Origin of the sequence: Vibrio harveyi (genome assembly GCF_030060435.1) — a bacterium.
In the GTDB taxonomy this organism is placed as follows: Bacteria; Pseudomonadota; Gammaproteobacteria; order Enterobacterales; family Vibrionaceae; genus Vibrio; species Vibrio harveyi.
The window spans coordinates 1,246,685-1,265,575 of sequence record NZ_CP125876.1 but is presented as its reverse complement, the minus strand read 5'-3'; the positions used below and the strand labels follow the sequence as shown (position 1 = coordinate 1,265,575).

General features: G+C 45.8%; 15 protein-coding genes. 5 read left to right on the top strand and 10 right to left on the bottom strand.

Going from position 1 to position 18,891, the window contains the following annotated elements; genetic code table 11:
- Positions 1–86 precede the first annotated feature (86 nt).
- A complete protein-coding gene (locus QMY49_RS22240; protein WP_283314397.1) occupies positions 87–1,244 on the bottom strand; it encodes an amino acid permease in 1,158 nt (385 codons plus the stop codon).
- Positions 1,245–1,994: 750 nt separating this feature from the next.
- On the bottom strand, positions 1,995–2,306 hold the full coding sequence (locus QMY49_RS22235) for a hypothetical protein (RefSeq protein WP_005452442.1): 312 nt from the start codon (positions 2,304–2,306) through the stop codon (positions 1,995–1,997).
- Positions 2,307–2,446: 140 nt separating this feature from the next.
- Here QMY49_RS22235 and QMY49_RS22230 point away from each other — a divergent pair, with 140 nt between their 5' ends.
- Together QMY49_RS22230 and QMY49_RS22225 are read left to right on the top strand one after the other, a co-directional pair.
- Positions 2,447–2,782 carry a helix-turn-helix domain-containing protein gene (locus QMY49_RS22230; protein ID WP_017818627.1) on the top strand — a complete coding sequence of 112 codons (336 nt, stop codon included), beginning with the start codon at positions 2,447–2,449 and terminating at the stop codon, positions 2,780–2,782.
- A gap of 88 nt (positions 2,783–2,870) precedes the next feature.
- Positions 2,871–3,602, top strand: coding sequence for a hypothetical protein (locus tag QMY49_RS22225; protein ID WP_283314394.1), 732 nt, complete (start codon positions 2,871–2,873; stop codon positions 3,600–3,602).
- An 86-nt stretch (positions 3,603–3,688) separates the two neighbouring features.
- Here QMY49_RS22225 and QMY49_RS22220 read toward each other — a convergent pair whose 3' ends face one another.
- The 7 genes from QMY49_RS22220 to QMY49_RS22190 all read right to left on the bottom strand — a co-directional run bounded on the left by QMY49_RS22220 (position 3,689) and on the right by QMY49_RS22190 (position 10,170).
- Complete coding sequence (locus tag QMY49_RS22220; RefSeq protein WP_029788583.1) at positions 3,689–4,435, bottom strand: phosphatase; 747 nt, start codon at positions 4,433–4,435, stop codon at positions 3,689–3,691.
- Positions 4,436–4,461: 26 nt separating this feature from the next.
- On the bottom strand, positions 4,462–5,196 hold the full coding sequence (locus tag QMY49_RS22215; protein WP_005452446.1) for a nucleoside/nucleotide kinase family protein: 735 nt from the start codon (positions 5,194–5,196) through the stop codon (positions 4,462–4,464).
- A 9-nt stretch (positions 5,197–5,205) separates the two neighbouring features.
- Positions 5,206–5,724: an MltR family transcriptional regulator gene (locus QMY49_RS22210; protein ID WP_029788584.1), complete on the bottom strand. Its 519-nt coding sequence runs from the start codon at positions 5,722–5,724 to the stop codon at positions 5,206–5,208.
- A 59-nt stretch (positions 5,725–5,783) separates the two neighbouring features.
- Positions 5,784–7,055 carry a zinc-binding dehydrogenase gene (locus QMY49_RS22205; protein WP_025627829.1) on the bottom strand — a complete coding sequence of 424 codons (1,272 nt, stop codon included), beginning with the start codon at positions 7,053–7,055 and terminating at the stop codon, positions 5,784–5,786.
- A gap of 47 nt (positions 7,056–7,102) precedes the next feature.
- Entirely contained in the window at positions 7,103–8,515 is a 1,413-nt protein-coding gene (locus tag QMY49_RS22200; RefSeq protein ID WP_005452449.1) for a PTS mannitol transporter subunit IIBC, read from the bottom strand.
- 13 nt (positions 8,516–8,528) lie between these two features.
- Positions 8,529–8,972, bottom strand: a complete 444-nt coding sequence (locus tag QMY49_RS22195) for a PTS sugar transporter subunit IIA (protein WP_005425097.1) — start codon at positions 8,970–8,972, stop codon at positions 8,529–8,531.
- Positions 8,973–9,450: 478 nt separating this feature from the next.
- Positions 9,451–10,170: a GntR family transcriptional regulator gene (locus QMY49_RS22190; RefSeq protein ID WP_283314388.1), complete on the bottom strand. Its 720-nt coding sequence runs from the start codon at positions 10,168–10,170 to the stop codon at positions 9,451–9,453.
- 313 nt (positions 10,171–10,483) lie between these two features.
- Between QMY49_RS22190 and mngA the strand changes: the two genes are divergently transcribed.
- The 3 genes from mngA (at position 10,484) to manA (ending at position 16,788) form a co-directional block, all read left to right on the top strand.
- The gene (gene mngA, locus QMY49_RS22185) at positions 10,484–12,418 is read left to right on the top strand and encodes a PTS 2-O-a-mannosyl-D-glycerate transporter subunit IIABC (protein WP_009696394.1); all 1,935 of its coding nucleotides are present in this window, start codon (positions 10,484–10,486) and stop codon (positions 12,416–12,418) included.
- A gap of 421 nt (positions 12,419–12,839) precedes the next feature.
- The gene (mngB, locus tag QMY49_RS22180; protein WP_283314386.1) at positions 12,840–15,479 is read left to right on the top strand and encodes a mannosylglycerate hydrolase; all 2,640 of its coding nucleotides are present in this window, start codon (positions 12,840–12,842) and stop codon (positions 15,477–15,479) included.
- A 115-nt stretch (positions 15,480–15,594) separates the two neighbouring features.
- Positions 15,595–16,788 (top strand): mannose-6-phosphate isomerase, class I, encoded by a 1,194-nt coding sequence (manA, locus tag QMY49_RS22175; RefSeq protein WP_283314385.1) that lies wholly within the window; start codon positions 15,595–15,597, stop codon positions 16,786–16,788.
- Positions 16,789–17,034: 246 nt separating this feature from the next.
- Here manA and QMY49_RS22170 read toward each other — a convergent pair whose 3' ends face one another.
- On the bottom strand, positions 17,035–18,807 hold the full coding sequence (locus tag QMY49_RS22170; protein WP_283314383.1) for an SgrR family transcriptional regulator: 1,773 nt from the start codon (positions 18,805–18,807) through the stop codon (positions 17,035–17,037).
- Between the last annotated feature and the right edge of the window lie 84 nt (positions 18,808–18,891).

The following is an 18,891-nucleotide window of genomic DNA, read 5'->3' as shown; positions in this document are numbered from 1 at the left end:
CAAAAGGCATAAAAAAGCCGTTTACCCCACGAGGCAAACGGCTTTTTAAAATTTGAGTCGCTTAAGCGTCAATCAATCAGTGGATACTACACCGCTTGTGCAAACAACAGGAAACAACCAAATAGGAAGATCACGCTCATGCCCATCACACCGCCACCTGCTTCGTACACATTGTCATCATCCACAGGCACACGACGTACTTTCATCGTCATTGATAGTGGGACAAAAACTGCTAAGAACACGAGGATAATACCTGCGTAGCTTAGGATTGCGAGAAAGTGTTCTGGAGCAAACACGGCACCAAGCAGCGGTAGGATGAACGTTGTTACAAATACCACAGGCTTGCTAGCTTTAAGAAGGTCCGCATTTTGGTCATACAACGCCATTGCTACACCCAAGAAAGACGTTAGAAGCGCCAGACCAGTGAACATCGATAGAATGAATTCTAGACCCGAGTATTGTTGACCAAGCACAGAGATCAACTCAGATACGTTAGAGAATTGAATAAGCTCGTGTGGAGGTAGGTTACCCACGACTGCAAACAACCAAAGTAGGTAGCACACAAGAGGAATCGTAGAGCCAACAATGATCATGTTGCGCAGTTGATTCTTACTTGCTTCTTTGTTGTAGGTCACTAAAGAAGGAATCACCACCATAAAGCCGAAGCTGGTGAATAGAACTGAGCTCTGTTTGATCAATGCCATTTTGTCTGCATTTACCACTTCACTTAGACCTTCAAACGACACATTTGGCGCAAGAGAGAATAGCGTTAGAATGAGCGCGACAATCATACCGATGAACAAGCCACGGTTTAGCTTATCCACCACACCAGTACCCGCTGATACGATAAGACCAACCAGCACAGTAAAGCCAACTTGGCTAGAAATCGTAGAAAGTGGCAGTCCCATTGACGTGGTGACTTTTTGTACCAAGTCACCCGCACCAATAATGTAAGCCATTAGCAGACAAACAAGTAGTGCATACAAAAGACCATTAGTAACAAGCTGACCACCTTTACCAAGGGTTTCGCGAGCGATTGCATTCATGCTGACACCACCACCTACTTTGCAGCTTGCTTCTAATAGAAGAAGTGCAGCGTAAGTTGTACCTGCCCAAATGAACAGCATAAGGAGAGTGCCCCAAAGAAGGCCAAATTGAGCAAGCACCATTGGTATGGCAAGCATACCAGCGCCAAGAGCAGTACCTGCTACGATCAGGGAACTGCCGACAAGTTTTAGGTTCACGGTTAATACCTCTAAATTTAATCCGTTTTATTGTGACTTATCGTACTTTGGTTCGAAGTACGATCTACGGAAACGCCCTACCTTACAGCCCCATAACTCAGCGCGAAGCCGGAATTCAGGATGCAAAAAGCCTAGACTCAAGACGGATCTATCCTGTCTGAGCATATAAAGGGTGTAGGGAATCATTTCCGGGCAGAGTTCGATTAACGGAACGTCTCACTTTGGGTTCGAAGCAAAATCAGCGCATCCTTTTTCGTCAATCCCATTCTCTGCTGAATGGATTTGGTTCGAAAGGATTGTAAGGCATAAATAGGACGATTGAAAAGCAAAAGCTCCATCTTATAGCCATATATTTTAACAACTATCATTTGATGCAACAGATATGTTGTAAAACCGCCGTTTATTTAGCCTTTTGTCGTTATAAAGAATCGAAAGTGAGCGATGGCACTCAATTTTTGAGGTGTACATGAAAATGTACACTTTGTTGGAAGGTGTTAGAAACCCGGAACATAGCCTAGATTCAGCAATATCGTTATTATTCGCTCCGTACCGACATGTTTCGGTTCACATACCTCTAAACACTGATTTACGGTTCGAAAATATAGGTAAATGAGTGTTCCGAATGCTGGGTTTGGTTCCCCAGCATTTGTATCCTTTCGTTAATTATTCCAAGTGCTTTTATTTCACACAAACGCCGTTGTGGGATTTCGCTCGTCCGTATTTTGTTAAACGAACCAAACCTTCAACGCATTACATCTCCTTGTCTAGCGCATCAATAATGTATGTCAGCACAGCAATCCCCAAATCAGCAACCGAACGTTCCATCAAACTCAAGTGTTCATATGATTGAACTAACTCCTGTTGTTCAATATCACTGCGATGTAAAAACAACTCTTTATAGTTCATCAATCGCTTTTGGGATTCTCGCGTTAGCCAAGTAACATCTAATCTTGTATCCCGGCTACGATTGCGAATTTCATCAAGAAGTTGATCTAAAATGCGTTGCATTTTGCGAATATTAACTTCGCCAGAAATTGATTTATAAAACTGATATTTTTCCATTTTCTGAAACTGACTGAATTCACGTTATTTTTTTGTGGAACGTCATTCTTATCACTATATCCATTCGGGTAAATATGGGGTGGTTAAACTGGTCCGGTTATTGCGTGCTTCAGGACAAAACTGTCCACTAAGGAGGAGCGATGCAAGTAGACCCGTTGATTGAAGTTCTGATTAGGCGACGCAAAATGAAAGGCGTGTCACGCGAACAAATGGCAAAAATTGCCGGAATGAGTGAAAAGACGTATCAGCGAATAGAGCGAGGCGAATCTGATTTAAAACTCTCACAATACCGTTCAATTTTGCGTGCATTAAACCTGACCGATTTAGACATCGCATTGGATGCAAGAGGTGTTGATAACATTTCTGCAGAAGACGTTGCGTCTGCGGCAAGATTACTTCCCCCGGAAGCACAATCTATGCTGACCAAGCTTATCTTCTTAGTGCTAGAGCAAAAAACTAAGACATCCCAAAAGTAGTGCTCTAGACGCATGAATCAAACACAGTTATGGTGAGCTAAACTTAAAGATTAGCGCTTCGATACTCCAAATTATGGGGGAATGTACTATGAGAAGCATCTGGGTAATCGCCACCACCATACTCTGCTTGGTTGGGTCAACAAACCTTTCTGCACAGTCACAGGTGAAACCAGCAGTAAAACCGATAACTCAACCGGGTAACAAACACGATTTACGCCCAGTAAACCGCCCTTACCGTCCCATTAAGCCACCGCACCATTACCGTCCGCCTTACTACCGACCACCCTACTATCATCGACCTCATTATGTCGTAAGACCACCTCGTTATCATTCGTCGTTTATCTATGTAAGACCGGGATATTGGTATCCACCTTATCGTGGACGTTACTATTATTATCACAGTGATTTAGTAGACATTGCGACCTTTGCTGTCTTCGCTGGTATTACTTATGCCATTGTTCAAGATTCCTATTACCGTCGTGATGGTGTCCGCTATGTGTACGTTCGTTATCCACCAAGTGGTAACTACACCATATTGCGCGATGACCGTGTGATAACGTCATCGACGACCAATGATGCTCCGTCTTCAAGGCAGATCGTTTCGCCATCATTAAGCTCAAACACAGCAAGAGTGAGTCCAATACCACCAGCGCCAAAGCCTGAGCCAAGCCCCTATAAACTTGGTGAAATCGTAGACTCGCTGCCTCACACTAAAGAAACTGTCGTCGTTAACGGGCAAAGTTATTTCAAATATAAAAATACTTGGTTTGCACCACTCAGAGCCGAGCGCAAATTTGTTGTGGTAGAGCCACCGTTGTAGTGCTTTTTGTTTCATCCTAAACAAACAAAACCCGCACGCTGCGGGTTTATATCTCTTAGCCGATAACCATTTGGATCAATCGCTTCTCAATACAGCGCTTCGAACTCTGGAATTTTCGCCTTGCCCCTCAGCAGTAAGAAGTTCAAGAACCGGCTCGTTGATGTAGTGAGTATTTTCTCTTCTTCAACACCATGTTTTTCCAACAAAGCAATGGCCAACTCTAACTTGGAAATCTCTTCACTGAAGTGAGCATCCGATCCTGTGGTGAAGTAAACGCCAATTTCTTTACCTAGCTCCACAATACGGTCACAGCGACTATCACTGCCCTTACGGCTTTTACCTGTCAAAGACGTATTGTTTACTTCTACCGCGACATTGTGTTCTTTTGCACAACGCAGAACCTGCTCCATATCGAATGGGTAATTCGGGTTACCTAAGTGACCGAGAACATCCACTCTGCCACTTTTGATTGCATTAATCAGAGCGGCGGTATGCTCAACTTCCGTTGTGGGCTTAAACACGGGTTCATGAAAGCTCGCTATCACCCAATCAAGATGTTGATCAGAAGAAGGCGGTAAATCGATCTCCCCCTTCACATTCAGCGTGTTGGCTTCGACGCCACGAAGAATACCAACCTCATGTAAAAAGCGGGGCAAAATTCTTTGATTATTGAAATGCCAGTAGTGGGGGGCACCTGGCATCTCAGGAGCATGATCGGTGGTACAAAGAAGTTTTAGCCCCTTATTCTTGGCAGCCAACGCATTCTCTAAAATTGTGCTATAAGCGTGTCCACTGGCAATAGTATGGGTGTGGCTATCAATCACGATATCCATGGTAACCTCCTGAGATTGTGGACGAACTATCGAATTTCGAACGAGCCGTTTTGATTAAGGAACAAAGATAAGTCAGCAGGAACCGAATGATTCAGAACTTTATCAACGTTGACCGCATCAGAACGTAAATAAAACTCCAATGCCGCTTCTGGGTCTGTACCACCGCGGATTTTACGATTGACCAAACGATCTTGTAGAAACTCCGCTTGGGTATCAATAAACACCGTAAAATCTGCCAAACGATGCAGTTCTTTCCATACTGGTTCATCAAGCAGCAGCCAGTTACCTTCAACAACGACAATATTGCGATTAACTTGAATGGCATCATCAACTGGGTCATGTAAGTTGCGGTCGTAGTAAGGCCACTTACTGTCTTTCACTTTCAGTTGTTTCAGCTTGTCGATAAGCTCCGTGAGATTGAACGTCTCGTAAGAGCCTTTAATGCTGCGCAGTGGAACACGTTCACCATTACGCTCAATGGTGTTGCTGTCGAGGATTTCATTCGGGTAGTGAAAACCATCAAAAGGCAGAACCTGAAGTGGCTCTTGGTTTTCATCTTGTTCTGATAAATATTCCCAAAAGGCGGCTAGCGTAGACTTTCCACTACCCGGAGGGGCGCACAAGAACACAACAATACGCTCCTGCTTCTCGTGATAAAGGCGGGTAAACTTTTCGATAAGAGGTTGATGGATTCGCTTTACGTCGGCTTCAGGAAAGGTAGCTTCGGTCTCAAAACCACTGACGTTTAAATTCACTTTCATGGTGAACCCTTATTGATTTATCTCCCCTTCGATTCTTTCTATCAACATTTCACACGACAGCTTTAATACTGTTTTGATGAGGGCTTCGTATCTCATTTGTGAAAAGGACTCAAACGAAGAGAACTTAAGCTGATTGATCGACTCAAGATAAAAGCTGTCTTGCTGGGAAGAGAGTACTGATTGGTTTTTAATGAAGTCGTAAATCACGTCATCGGCAAACTCGACCTTTTCCGACTGAGTGACCGCGAACTCCAACACCTGATCGTACAACCCAATGTCAGCGTAAGTTTCCAGTGAGATCTTGCCCATTGCAAACATCAACTTAGACACCACATCGGTTGTTGCTAACGGACCATCTTCTTTCAATAAAGGATCCACAGCATACTCCTTCACGAGGTCGTCTTGAACGAACACTTTCGGAAGCAGTGCTTTTAACTTGAGGTTAATTATTTTGTTAGAAACCTGAAGAAACGCAGTGGCATTTTCGCACTCGTCCAGCTTCTCCAGTAATTCATCTTCACGTGACAACGTCTTATGACCTCTCCATTATGTGGCAGCACAGAGGCTACCACACAAATTCGTTGCAACTAAACCGTTAAGCTCACGTCATAAAACTCAAGTAACGCTTTTTCTGCATGAGCATTCCACACATAGTTGTTTGCGTTCAAAATTGCGTCTAATTCGACGAAGAACGGGTCTTGGTCTGCCAACGATAAAAAGTCATCAATCGCGGTCAACGGCAGGTCAATATGCGGGTAAATCAACTTTTTACCACCCGGAATATCCAACTGATTCAAAATCGTATGTGGCGCAGCTTGCAGACCACCAACGTGTGTGATCATGAACGATGGATTGATCTTACCTTGTGAAGACAAGTCGATAGACTCCACCATGTCGCCAGTTGAGCCACCAGACGTGCCCACAATATGCGTTGACTCGTAATGCACATTGTAGAAGTTAAACGGTACTTTAAATTTCTTATCGGTAGGTCCTGCGAAGAAGTTCAAGCAGCCGTCGTTACCCAACAGCTCGTCGGCTTGCTCTAATACTTGCGATACTGCTGCGTATACCATCACGTCATCGTAGCCTTTGCCGTCGTTAAGCGCTTTCAAATAAGTGACAGGATCATCAACTTGGGCTGTATTCACGTAATGCAGCTCAACGCCTTGCTCTTTTGCTTTCTCAACCGGAATTAAGCACTCTGCTCGGTCTAAACGTGCGGCGTCGATGTCCGTCACCACGATCAATTTTGGCTTCACTGGCCCGTTAATCGCGTAATCAATAGCGCCAATGCCCATTGGACCAGCACAAGCTAACAGCGCTAACGCCCCCCCCTCTTTGATGCCCATATCGTGCTCGTACACGTATTGTTTAGTGTGGTAACTAGCATGGTAAGCACCGATGATGCATGACATTGGCTCAGCCAAAGACGCATCTGCAAAGTAGTCACCGTGGTAAGGCAAAACGCAACCTAAGTCGATAGCGATTTTAGGAATGATGGAATACGTTGCGTTGCCGCCAAAAGTCTCATAGCTGTAGCCTGCCGAGTAACCAGTAGGCAAACCCATTGCAGGTTGCAGAACAAAGTAATCGCCTGCTCTGTATTCGTCTTTTAGGTTCTCACCGACTTCAACAATCACACCGGCGTACTCATGGCCCGTCATCACCGGCACTTCATCAATGTTCTCAGGTACGCGTTTGTGTTTGCTGCCTAGCAATGCCGCTTTGTAAGTGGAAAGGCAGATGCTGTTTGAAATGTTTTTAACCAGAAGTTCATCGGCTGAAATGTTTGGCAAATCAAAAGTTCTTAGTTGAACGTCTTTCTCGCCACAGATAACTGCTGCCGTTGTTTGTACCATGATTTCTCTCCTACATGGGGCGGAATGTTCCACCCCATACTGCATTGTTAGGCTGGTTGCTCAGTCGCGACCGTTTGTTGCTTAATCTTATCCATCAGCTCGTCAAGCGCTGGGTCATTAAGGAAGTTCTTAATTGTCACGACAGGCAAGCCTGTTGCGTTTACTGCGCGGCTTTCTAAACTTTCGTGTGTCACGACAATGTCGGCCTCACTTGGCACTTTTTCGATGGCAAAGTTCTTCACTTCAATATCAATCCCGGCTTGTACTAACTTGCGCTTGAAGGTTGAAGCCCCCATCGCGCTTGAGCCCATACCAGCGTCACAAGCAAATGCGACAAATGAAATTGGTTTGTTTACTTGTTGCGTTGCAGGTTTAATTGCACCTTCCGCTTTCATGTCTTTCATCTCAGAGACAGACTGTTCAAACTCGTCTTCTTTGTTTTCTGCTTTGCTCATCTTCAGAATCGCACTTGCGACAAGGAAGGAAACTATTGTTGCTGTTGTGACACCTGCGATGGTCGCTAGGAAACTGCCTTTTGGAGTAAGAGCTAAGTAAGAGAAGATTGAGCCTGGACTTGGACCTGCTACCAAACCTGCATCCAGTAGGTTGAAGGTTGCGATACCAGTCGCCGCACCTGCAATCATTGCCACAATCATAATTGGCTTCATTAGCACGTACGGGAAGTACAGCTCGTGAATACCACCGAAGAAGTGAATAATGATGGCACTTGGCGCAGAACGTTTAGACAGACCTTGACCAAACTTCGCGTAAGCCAACAGCATACCAAGACCCGGACCTGGGTTAGATGCCACCATAAAGAAGATAGATTTACCTGTTTCAGCTGCCGCCTGCAGACCTAGTGGGTAGTAAATACCTTGGTCGATGGCATTGTTAAGGAACAGCACTTTCGCTGGTTCATTGATGATCGCAAGCAAAGGAAGGAATCCCGTTGCAACCAAGGCTTCAATGCCCGATTTCACGAATAAGTTAGCCGCCGTTACTGCAGGACCAACAATCTCATAGGCGAATAGACATAAAATCATGCCCACAATACCCAATGAGAAATTGTTCACCACCATCTCAAAGCCCGAAGGGATGCGGTGTTGGATTCGTTTATCCATTTGCACCACAACCCAAGCACTCAGCGGACCCATAATCATTGCGCCGACGAACATTGGAATGTCAGCACCAACAATAACGCCCATGGTACCGATGGCACCGGCCACCGCTCCGCGTTTGTCACCAACAATCTGACCGCCCGTATATCCAATTAACAGCGGCAATAAGTAAGTGATCATTGGACCAACAAGTTCACCAAATGCTTCGTTTGGCATCCAACCCGTTGGAATAAAGAGTGCAGTAATAAAGCCCCAAGCGATAAAGGCTCCGATATTTGGCAGCACCATGGCGGTCAAATGACCCCCAAAGGCTTGCACATTGGCTCGCATGTTTGGTTTCACGTTATATTCCTTTTTAGTATGCTTTTATTATGTCTAGCACTTGCTCCTTAGATGAGGCTTGTGCCAGCTTTGCAATGTTCTCTTCGTCCACAAACATCTCGCTTAACGCTTGAATCACCTCAATGTGGGTATCAGAGTCTTTTGCAGCTAGGGTAATAAGAATGTTGGCAGGACCAAGGTCCGAACCAAAATCAACTGGTGAAGGGAAGATATGAATGCCCAAGCCCGTTTTTAGCACACCGGTTTCTGGACGAGCATGTGGCATTGCCAGTCCTGGGCACAACACATAGTAAGGACCATTTTCTTCGGTCGATTGGATGATGGCATCCGCGTATTGCTGAGAAACGTAACCTTTGTCTTCTAGGTATTGCGTTGTCTTTTTAACTGCGTCTTGCCATTGGTAAGCGCGGTCATTAATAACATCTACTAGTTCGTGGTCGATTAATTCATACAGCATTTTTAAACCCTATCAACAGTTCGGTTTCGATGGGTTAATTATCAATAAGAGTAGCTAAACCACGCAACCACGCTCCTTTTGTGCAACAAATCACAATTAAATAGCTGTCAATTTGTTTTAATCAACGTAGTTCAAAAATAGACAAAGAAAGTTAGCAACAAATTTTCTTTCAGCAACATGTCAATAGGCATAGTTTGAACCCACACACCAATCCAAACATTTCTAAAATTTCCTAATAATATACCTTGATCACATTACAACTCTTGACTCACTATTTATCGTGATTAAATTCAAACTTCATTTTCCACTGATTCGGTGCTAACACGTTTCGAACAGGGACAATCATCACACTTGTTTGCGAAAAGAAATCGAAACGTTGCTTAGTTTCAGCAAATAACGAATAGCAAGTAGATAGTGAATAGCAGATACAGAAAACCCGCCGAGTGGCGGGTTTGAGAAGAAATGAGTTGTATCGCACTTACGACTTATGACGTTTCGCCACCAGCGTAAACTTATAGTCGGTCGATTTAAAATAGTTGCGGCTGTATTCAAACACCACATCACCTTGTAAGAAACCACGTGTGCGCTTCTCGATGATCGGTTGTGCTGGGTCGATGTCTAACAAGTCTGCAATGTCTTGCGGCGGCAATACCGGGATGATTTCTTGTTCGCTGCGATCAATCACCATGCCCTTCTCTTTCTCGATAAAGTGATACTTAGAGCCTTGCATCACTTGGTAGGTGAGATCAGGGAACATCTCTGTTGGTAGCCAGGTTTCTTCTACTGTAATTGGGTTGTCATCAAGATAACGAACACGCTTCACGTAAAAGACTTTGTCGTCCTCATTAATGTTTAGAGCTTCAGCCATAGTTAATGATGCTTTGGTGATCTCGAACGCAACCACGTCACTGTGCGTCACCGCATTTAAATGCGCCCACTTCTCTGCAAAGCTGGTCTGCTGGTAAATATCGTAGTTAATCTTGTTCTCTTTCACATAGGTACCACTACCCTGCACGCTTTCCAGTTCACCATTTTCAATCAGCAATTTTAACGCTTGGCGAACCGTGACTCGGCTACAAGAGAATTCCTCGCGTAACTGGGCTTCGGTAGGAAGAGCGGTTCCTACTTCGTATTCGCCATCGCTGATCTTTTCACGAATCGCATCCGCAATCTGGCGATACATTGGCAGTCTTGCCATGTTTACCTCTATAAAAACAATACAAATGATCGTTCAAGTGAGCTTGTTTGAGACAACTCAAGAGCCGAACACACCAGAGTGAACTATCATTGCAAGAAAGACTTGGTTTATAGACTCTATAATACGAATTCAGGTCAACATGACAAGCACTTGTTCGCATATCGACATACAAAAACAAGCCAAAACAATACAACGATAATACATATTTTAATTCAACTGCGATCCTGATCACGGATCATTTGTATTTAAAAGGTATTATTCACATCATTGTTGAATGCACAACAATGTCGAATGTGACAATGGGACAAAAGTTATGAAATTAACCTCTCTTACAAACCCATCGCTGATAAACCTACAAACGACGTTTGAAAGTCGTGACGCAGCGATTCGTGCACTTGCCGACCAGCTAAACCAGGAAGGCAAACTGCATAACAAGGAAGAATACCTACAAGCAGTGTTTGCTCGCGAAGAGCAAGGTCCGACGGCGCTAGGCGAAGGCTTAGCAGTACCGCACGGTAAGACAGATGCAGTAAAAGAGGCGGCATTTGCCGTAGCCACACTAAAGCAAGACTTAAAGTGGCAAGGTCTGGATGAAGACGAAGACGTAAACCTGATCTTCTTAATCGCAATTCCAAATGCGGAAGCAGGTTCAACACACATGCACCTGTTGACCGAACTGACCACAACCCTAGTGGATGACGATGTTCGTGAGGCAGTGCTAAATGCTACAAATGTAGAACAAATTTTCGCTTTGCTTGATGGCCAAGCAGAGCAAGAAGAAAAACAAGACCAATTAGATACAAATGCACCTACCATCGTTTGTGTGACGGCTTGCCCTGCGGGTATTGCCCACACCTACATGGCAGCAGAATACCTAGAGAAGACAGGTAAGAAGCTGGGTTACAACGTGCATGTTGAAAAGCAAGGTGCGAACGGTATTGAAGATCGTCTGACTGCCGAACAGCTAAACAGTGCAACGGCAGTCGTTTTCGCGGCAGAAGTGGCGATCAAAGAACTTGAACGTTTTGAAGGCATTCCTCGTGTAGAAGTGCCAGTTGCCGAGCCAATCAAACACTCTGAGCGCATTCTTAACGAAGCGATTGAAGCAGGTAAGGCAGGTCGAAGCGCAGGCGCTGCGGTTGCAACCAATGACAAACCGAAGAAGCTACCGCTTAAGACTGAACTGAAACAAGCACTGCTATCAGGTATCTCTTACGCCGTTCCTCTTATCGTCGCTGGCGGTACCGTACTTGCTGTTGCCGTGCTATTGGCACAAATGTTCAACCTACAAGATTTGTATGCAGAAGAAGGCTCTTGGCTGTGGATGTACCGCAAGCTAGGTGGTGGTCTACTGGGTACATTGATGGTTCCTGTACTGGCGGCATACACCGCTTACTCATTGGCAGATAAACCAGCACTTGGTCCAGGTTTTGCCGCAGGTATCGCTGCGAACCTTATCGGCTCTGGCTTCCTTGGTGGTGTTGTCGGTGGCTTGATTGCCGGTTACGTCATGCGTTGGGTAAAAGAAAACGTACGTCTAAACCCTGCGTTCAACGGCTTCCTAACCTTCTACCTATACCCGGTTATCGGTACTTTGGTTGCTGGCTCATTGATGCTGTTCGTTATCGGTAAACCTGTTGCTTGGCTAAACCAAGGTTTGACAGACTGGCTAAACGGCATGTCTGGCACCAACGCCCTACTTCTAGGCGCAGTAATTGGTTTATTCGTATCGTTTGACCTTGGTGGTCCAGTTAACAAAGCCGCTTACGCATTCTGTCTGGGTGCAATGGCGAACGGTGTTTACGGCCCATACGCTATCTTCGGTTCGGTGAAAATGGTCTCTGCGTTCACAGTAACGGCTTCAACCATGCTTGCACCTCGCCTGTTCAAAGATTTCGAAATCGAGACGGGTAAATCAACTTGGTTGCTTGGTCTAGCGGGCATCACTGAAGGTGCGATTCCAATGGCTATCGAAGACCCAATCCGCGTTATTGGCTCATTCCTACTTGGCTCTGTAGTAACAGGCGCAATGGTGGGTGCTGCTGGCGTAGGTCTATCGACTCCGGGTGCAGGTATCTTCTCAATCTTCCTACTACACGATGCAGGTCTGGGCGCATTCACTGCTGCGGCAATCTGGTTTGGCGCTGCGCTGATTGGTGCAACTATCTCGACCATCACTCTCATCATGTGGCGAGCACACGCAGTAAAAAAGGGCAAATTTGTCACTGAGGCTGCTGCTCAACATTAACCCGAATTATTTATACCCAAGTAACTTCAAGCTGCTTGGTTCAGCGAAAATGACTTGGTTTGTAGACGCGGCGGCGATTTGAAGGTCTAGTGGGTCTAAATCAAAAATCGGCAACAAAGTATACATGCCAAGGCAACTCGCCCTTTGGGAGCGTGTCATTGACTCGATTTCTGCTTCAAACAATTTGGAAATAGAGAGCTATTACACTGCATTGTTTTCCTTGAACTCGAATCAATGACAACGCTCTGAATCCTGCAGTTTGAAATCACTTGGGTATATAGATTCGCTCAACACAAACTTTGGGCGTGGGATTTCTGCGCCCTAAATATTCGTCGGCAAGCATAAACGCCGCAAAAACGAATAGAAAACAATCAAATTTAAAACAAATTAACGGCAATTATTGCCTAAGACGGTAAAAGTTATGACTACATCTCGCGTTCATATTACTCCTCACATGCACTGGGATCGTGAATGGTACTTCACTACAGAAGAGTCTCGCATTCTGCTAGTGAACAACATGGAAGAAATCATGACTCGTCTGGAAAACGATCCAGACTACAAATACTACGTTCTAGACGGTCAAACCGCAGTTCTGGAAGATTACTTCGCAATCAAGCCAGAAAATAAAGAGCGCGTACGTGAGCTGGTACAAGCTGGCAAACTGATTGTTGGTCCTTGGTACTCTCAAACGGATACGATGCAAGTATCTGGCGAATCTATCGTACGTAACATGCTTTACGGATTGCGTGACTGTCTAGCGCTAGGTGAGCCAATGAAGATTGGTTACCTGCCAGATTCATTCTCTATGAGCGCTCAGCTACCAGCTATCTACAACGGTTTCGGTATCAATCGCGCGATGTTCTGGCGTGGTTGTTCAGAGCGTCACGGTACAGATAAAACCGAATTCTTGTGGCAATCAAACGATGGCAGCGAAGTCTCTGCGCAAGTACTGCCACTGGGCTACGCGATTGGTAAATACCTACCGCAAGACGAAGAAGGTCTGCGCGCACGTCTAGATAAGTACTTCCCAGTGCTAGAAAAACCGTCGGTAACCAAAGACATCTTACTACCAAACGGTCACGACCAAATGCCTATCCAAAAAGACATCTTCGAGGTGATGGATAAGCTACGTGAAATCTACCCAGACAAAGAATTCAAAATGAGCCGCTTTGAAGAAGTGTTCGAGCGTATTGAAGCCGAGCGCGATCAGCTTGATACCATCAAAGGCGAGTTCAACGACGGTAAATACATGCGTGTTCACCGTACTATTTCTTCAACGCGTATGGACATCAAACTGATCCACGCAGAAGTAGAAAACAAGATCGTCAATATCCTTGAGCCATTAGCGTCTATCGCATGGACACTAGGTTTTGAATACCACCACGGTCTAATCGAGAAGATGTGGAAAGAGAGCATGAAGAACCACGCTCACGACTCGATTGGCTGCTGCTGTTCAGACAAAGTACACGCAGAGATCTTGAACCGTTACATCCTTGCGGACGACATGGCGACCAACCTGATCAACTTCTACAAACGTAAGATTGTTGACCACATGCCTGCACGCGAAGGTTGCGACAAGCTAGCACTATTCAACCTATCGCCATACGCTCGTGAAGAAGTGGTAAACACCACCATCACTATCCGTGCAGAACAATTCAACCTGTTTGATGAAAACGGCACGCCAGTGGAGTACTTCATCCAAGATCAACGCGTAATCGACCCGGGTAAGATTGACCGTCAAATCGTTCACTACGGTAACTACGACCCGTTCATCGAATACGACATTCAAATCAAGCACACTGTGCCAGCAATGGGCTTCACTACCCTACACATTCAAGCGAATGAGAAAGGCACGCAAAAAGTGGCGGAGCAGAAGGAGTTCCTTCTTGAGAACGAATTCTACCGCATCAATGTAAACGCAAACGGCACTCTGAACATTTTCGACAAAGAGACAGAGCACCTTTTCGAACAAGCGCTGCGCATTGAAGACGGCTCTGACGATGGTGACGAATACGACTACTCACCTTCTCGTAAAGAGTGGCTGCTGTACTCAGACGAATTCGACGCTGAAGTGAATGTGAAGCACGAAGGCTTCCAATCTGTCGCAACCATCAAACTGCGTATGAACTTGCCAGAGAACCTACAACAACGTGAAGAGCGTACAGGTCAAAACGGTTACCTAGACGTGAACTGCCAAGTGGTTCTAAAACAAGGTACACGCCGTATTGAAGTTCGCATGGAGCTAGACAACCAAGCAGACGACCACCGCGTTCGCGTATTAGTACCAACACCGTTTGTGTCTGAAACCGTAGTAGCAGACAACCAGTTCGGTTTGATCACTCGTCCAACGAACGATCCAGAAATGGCGAACTGGGAAGCAGACGGCTGGAAAGAAGCACCAGTGCCGGTTTACCAGCTAATGAACTTTGCTGCGGTTGAGAACGCACAAGGTGGTATGGCGCTAATGAGCAACGGTCTGCGTGAGTTTGAAGTGATTTCAAGCCAAGGCAATGAAGAGCGTGACACATTCGCCCTAACCCTTCTGCGTGGTATTGGCGTATTGGGTAAAGAAGAGTTGTTGCTTCGTCCGGGTCGTCCATCTGGTATCAAGATCCCGACGCCAGATTCACAAGTACGCGGCAAGATCGTTTGTGAGTTCGCATTGTTTGGTTTCGCGGGCAACCACATCGAAGCAAACGTAATGGCAGCGGCGCGTGACAACGTGACCCCGATCCAGTGCTACAACAAGATCCCTTACAACGCGATGAAGCTGAACGTAGGCGAACAAAACCTACCACTAACACACAGCTTGCTAAACAAATCGCTAGAAGGCGCAGTACTGAGCGTACTGAAGAAGGCGGAAGACGATGATGCACTCATCCTGCGCGTCTACAACCCATCAGAGAGCGAAGTGATTAACGACACAGTGACGTTTGCTTCAGAAGTAACGTCATGGAAAGAAACACAGCTAGACGAGAAAGTGCTACCAAATGAGGTAGACGCAGCATCGTTCGGCACGCTGAAACCGTGTCAGGTTAAGTCTTTCCAAGTGAAGTTCTAATCCGGTTATCAGGATAAGGTCATCAACTAGATAACCCGTCCAAATCGACTCAGGCTTGCTCTAATTGTGGAGCAAGCCTCTCCTCTTCTTTCGTTCCAATCAAGAGAATATCGCCATGCAACATGCTCTATTCAAACTGGACAATGTGATTCAAAACTACGCTTGGGGTAGCCACACGTCGATTCATGATTTATTCGGCATCGACAATCCAGCGAACGAGCCACAAGCAGAAATCTGGATGGGTGCTCATCCAAACGGTTGTTCAAAGCTTGCTGACACCAAACAACTGCTGTCAGAAGTCATCAACCAAAACAAAACGCAATCGCTGGGTGATTACACCGCAGCACGTTTTGGTGAACTGCCGTTCCTATTCAAAGTACTGGCAGCTGAAACGCCGCTGTCTATCCAAGTACACCCTAGTAAGTACAAAGCGGAAATTGGCTTTGCTCGTGAAAACGAACAAGGCATTCCACTTAATGCTGCAAGCCGTAACTACAAAGATCCAAACCATAAACCGGAGTTGGTTTATGCGCTGACATTTTACAAAGCGATGAACGGATTCCGCCCAATTGAGCAGATCTTATCTCTGTTTGAACAAGCGAACATCACTGCTCTAGAGACTGAAATCAACGCACTGAAAGCGACACCAAACAGTGAAGGTCTTAAAGTGTTCTTCTCTGCAATTATGTCGTTAGAAGGCGAACGCAAACAACAAGCTTTGAATGAGCTTTACGCAAGCCTGGAGCGCCCTGCGAAAACCGCCATGGCACGAGAAGCTTACGGTTATATTCAAGACTTCCGCCAGCATTACGCGGACGATATTGGTCTGTTTTCGCCATTGATGTTAAACACGATTGAGCTGGCTCCGGGCGAAGCAATGTTCCTGCATGCAGAAACGCCACACGCCTACGTTCAAGGGACAGGTTTGGAGATCATGGCTAACTCAGACAACGTCCTGCGTGCTGGCTTAACTCCGAAGTACATCGACGTTCCTGAGCTTATCGACAACACCATCTTCAACGCGATTGACCCAGAACAAATCAAGCTCGCGCCCGTACATAAACAAGGCAAGCTTAGTTACCCAATTCCGGTGGATGATTTCGGTTTTGAAGTGATGGCAGTTGAAGGCACTGCAACGACTCAATTCGTGCGTAGCGCAGAGATTTTGTTTTGTATTGAAGGGGAAATCTCGGTTTCTAGCCAAGACGATCACATCACTTTGAAAGCGGGTGAATCGGTATTCGTCTGCAGCAACTCAGTGAAATACGTTTGCCAAGGTCAGGGTACCTTAGCTCGCGCCTTTAACTGATTGGCAAAATAAACTGACAGCTTATTGGATAGCAGCTTTCTGTTATCCAGTAAGCACGCTCCTAACCTAGGTTTGCGCTGATTTTGTCAGTGGTCAGCAATAACCACCTTGTCACGCTCCACTTCGATGACGCTTTTCGAAGACGAGCAGACCGTTACCGTTAATATTCATGGTCCACTCCATCACCAAGACTTTTGACCATACCCACCAGTGTCGAGCGAAGCACATTGGTGGGATTTTTTTACTTTAATCTGCCGACCACACCGAGCGAATATCCGGCCAGCCCCAGTTGGTTAGGGCAACGTCTTCTAGAACACCTTGAAAGCGTAAAGTTTGCGTATGATGGAACATAGGCGCTATCCAATACTCACTGACCAATGTTGAGGCGATCGGCTCTAACGCTTTGAGATAATCCTCTAACGCCGTATAGCCACGTACATTCTCTAGTTGCTCATTCAACCATTCGGCATTCTCTTCTCCCAAGGTGTGATGTAATACGACGTTGCTGAAAAAGTTAGTAAACGCCGAAGCGTGGCGATTGTCATCCAAGTTGATATTGGTGATCACTAACGTCTCATCAAGGGTACCATTTCGAGCTTTTTCACTTAACTCTCGGTAGGTGTACATGACGATATCAACCTTACTTCCCGTTCCCTCTAAACGACTCGCGATTGCACGCGCGCATCGACGCAATGCCGTATAGTTATAGCCGGCAATGGTGATGTTTTTTGGTAGTTTGCTCTCTTCACCAAACGGACGTAATACAGGCTTCCAGTTTGGTAGTAAGTTGTAAGCAGGCACGCTTCCAAACACAATATTTTCTTTGCGCATGACCTCCGTAAGTCGCTCCGGTTGGATTAACTCTGCAATATAGCGACGTTGACTCTGAGAAAGCGGATGCCTAGCATGCTGATTAAACAGAGCGAACAAACATCCATCCTCTGTACGACTATGTTGGCTTGCAGGTGCAGACTCTGCATCTTGGGTCGACATATAATGCCCACACATGCTCTCAGAAAGCTCATCTCTGACTTTTTCCACCTGCTTTTGAGGGGGATTTGCGGCTAAGGATGGGTTTTCCATCTTCTCGTCATTGACGATCCAGATCGTCACCATGTCGGTCAGTACTCGACATGCGTAATAACCATCGAACGCCTGCAGCTTTAACCGATGAGCACTGTGCTCAATCACAGAGAACGGACCACTACCAACGACCAAGTTGTTGTTGGCAACGTTGACTTGGCTAACGGGTTGAATGCCATATTTCACACCAGAGATTAGCCCTGCAAACCCCAAGTCTGGTTTACTAAGGGTAAAGACCACTTTTAGAGGATTTGGCGCAGTAATGTTTGCCACATGGGCAAGTTCTTTTTCATACAGTTCGAGTGAACTGAGTTTGGCAAAAAGACTAACGACTGTATCGGCATTTATCGGTGTGCCATTGTGGAATGTTAGCCCCGGACGGAGATAAAACGTCCACTCATAGCTTTTCTCATCATATCGCCAATGGTGTGCCAGCTCAGGCTTCACCATACCGTAGTAGTCACTCGATACCAAGCAGCAATAAATTTGGCGCAAGAAAAAGCGTTCACTGCTGCGGTGCAATTGGTGCGGGACAATACGTTCAAACATGCGTTTATAAGTGAGCTGAATATTGAGTCGACCTTCTTGAACGGATGCACCTGATGTGGTCTTGAGTAGTCGACCAAATGCCGCCTCGTCTTCATCAAGGATCGCTAGCGCTTTTTCATATTTCCCTCGTTTGATCCGCTCCAGTGCGAGGCTTTCCTTTAGTGCACTCAGCTCAATATTTAACAGAAGCGTCGAACGTTGATTTCGCCCTGCTTTTGGTTGCCAACTCAACCATTCTTGCTCCTGCATTTGAGACAGCAAGCTGCGTGCATGGCGAGGAGAAGTAAACAGCAAGTCAGCAACTTCCTGCAATGTGGTTTTGACTTCACCACCAATGCCAAGTGGAGTAAGCCGTTGGTAATAACGAAACAAGTTGAGATCAGACACCGAGCGCCCTCAATAAGTGGGTATAAGTTTATTTTACTCAACTTCATCCGTAGAAAATAAGAAAACTTCCTATCACTTTGTTCC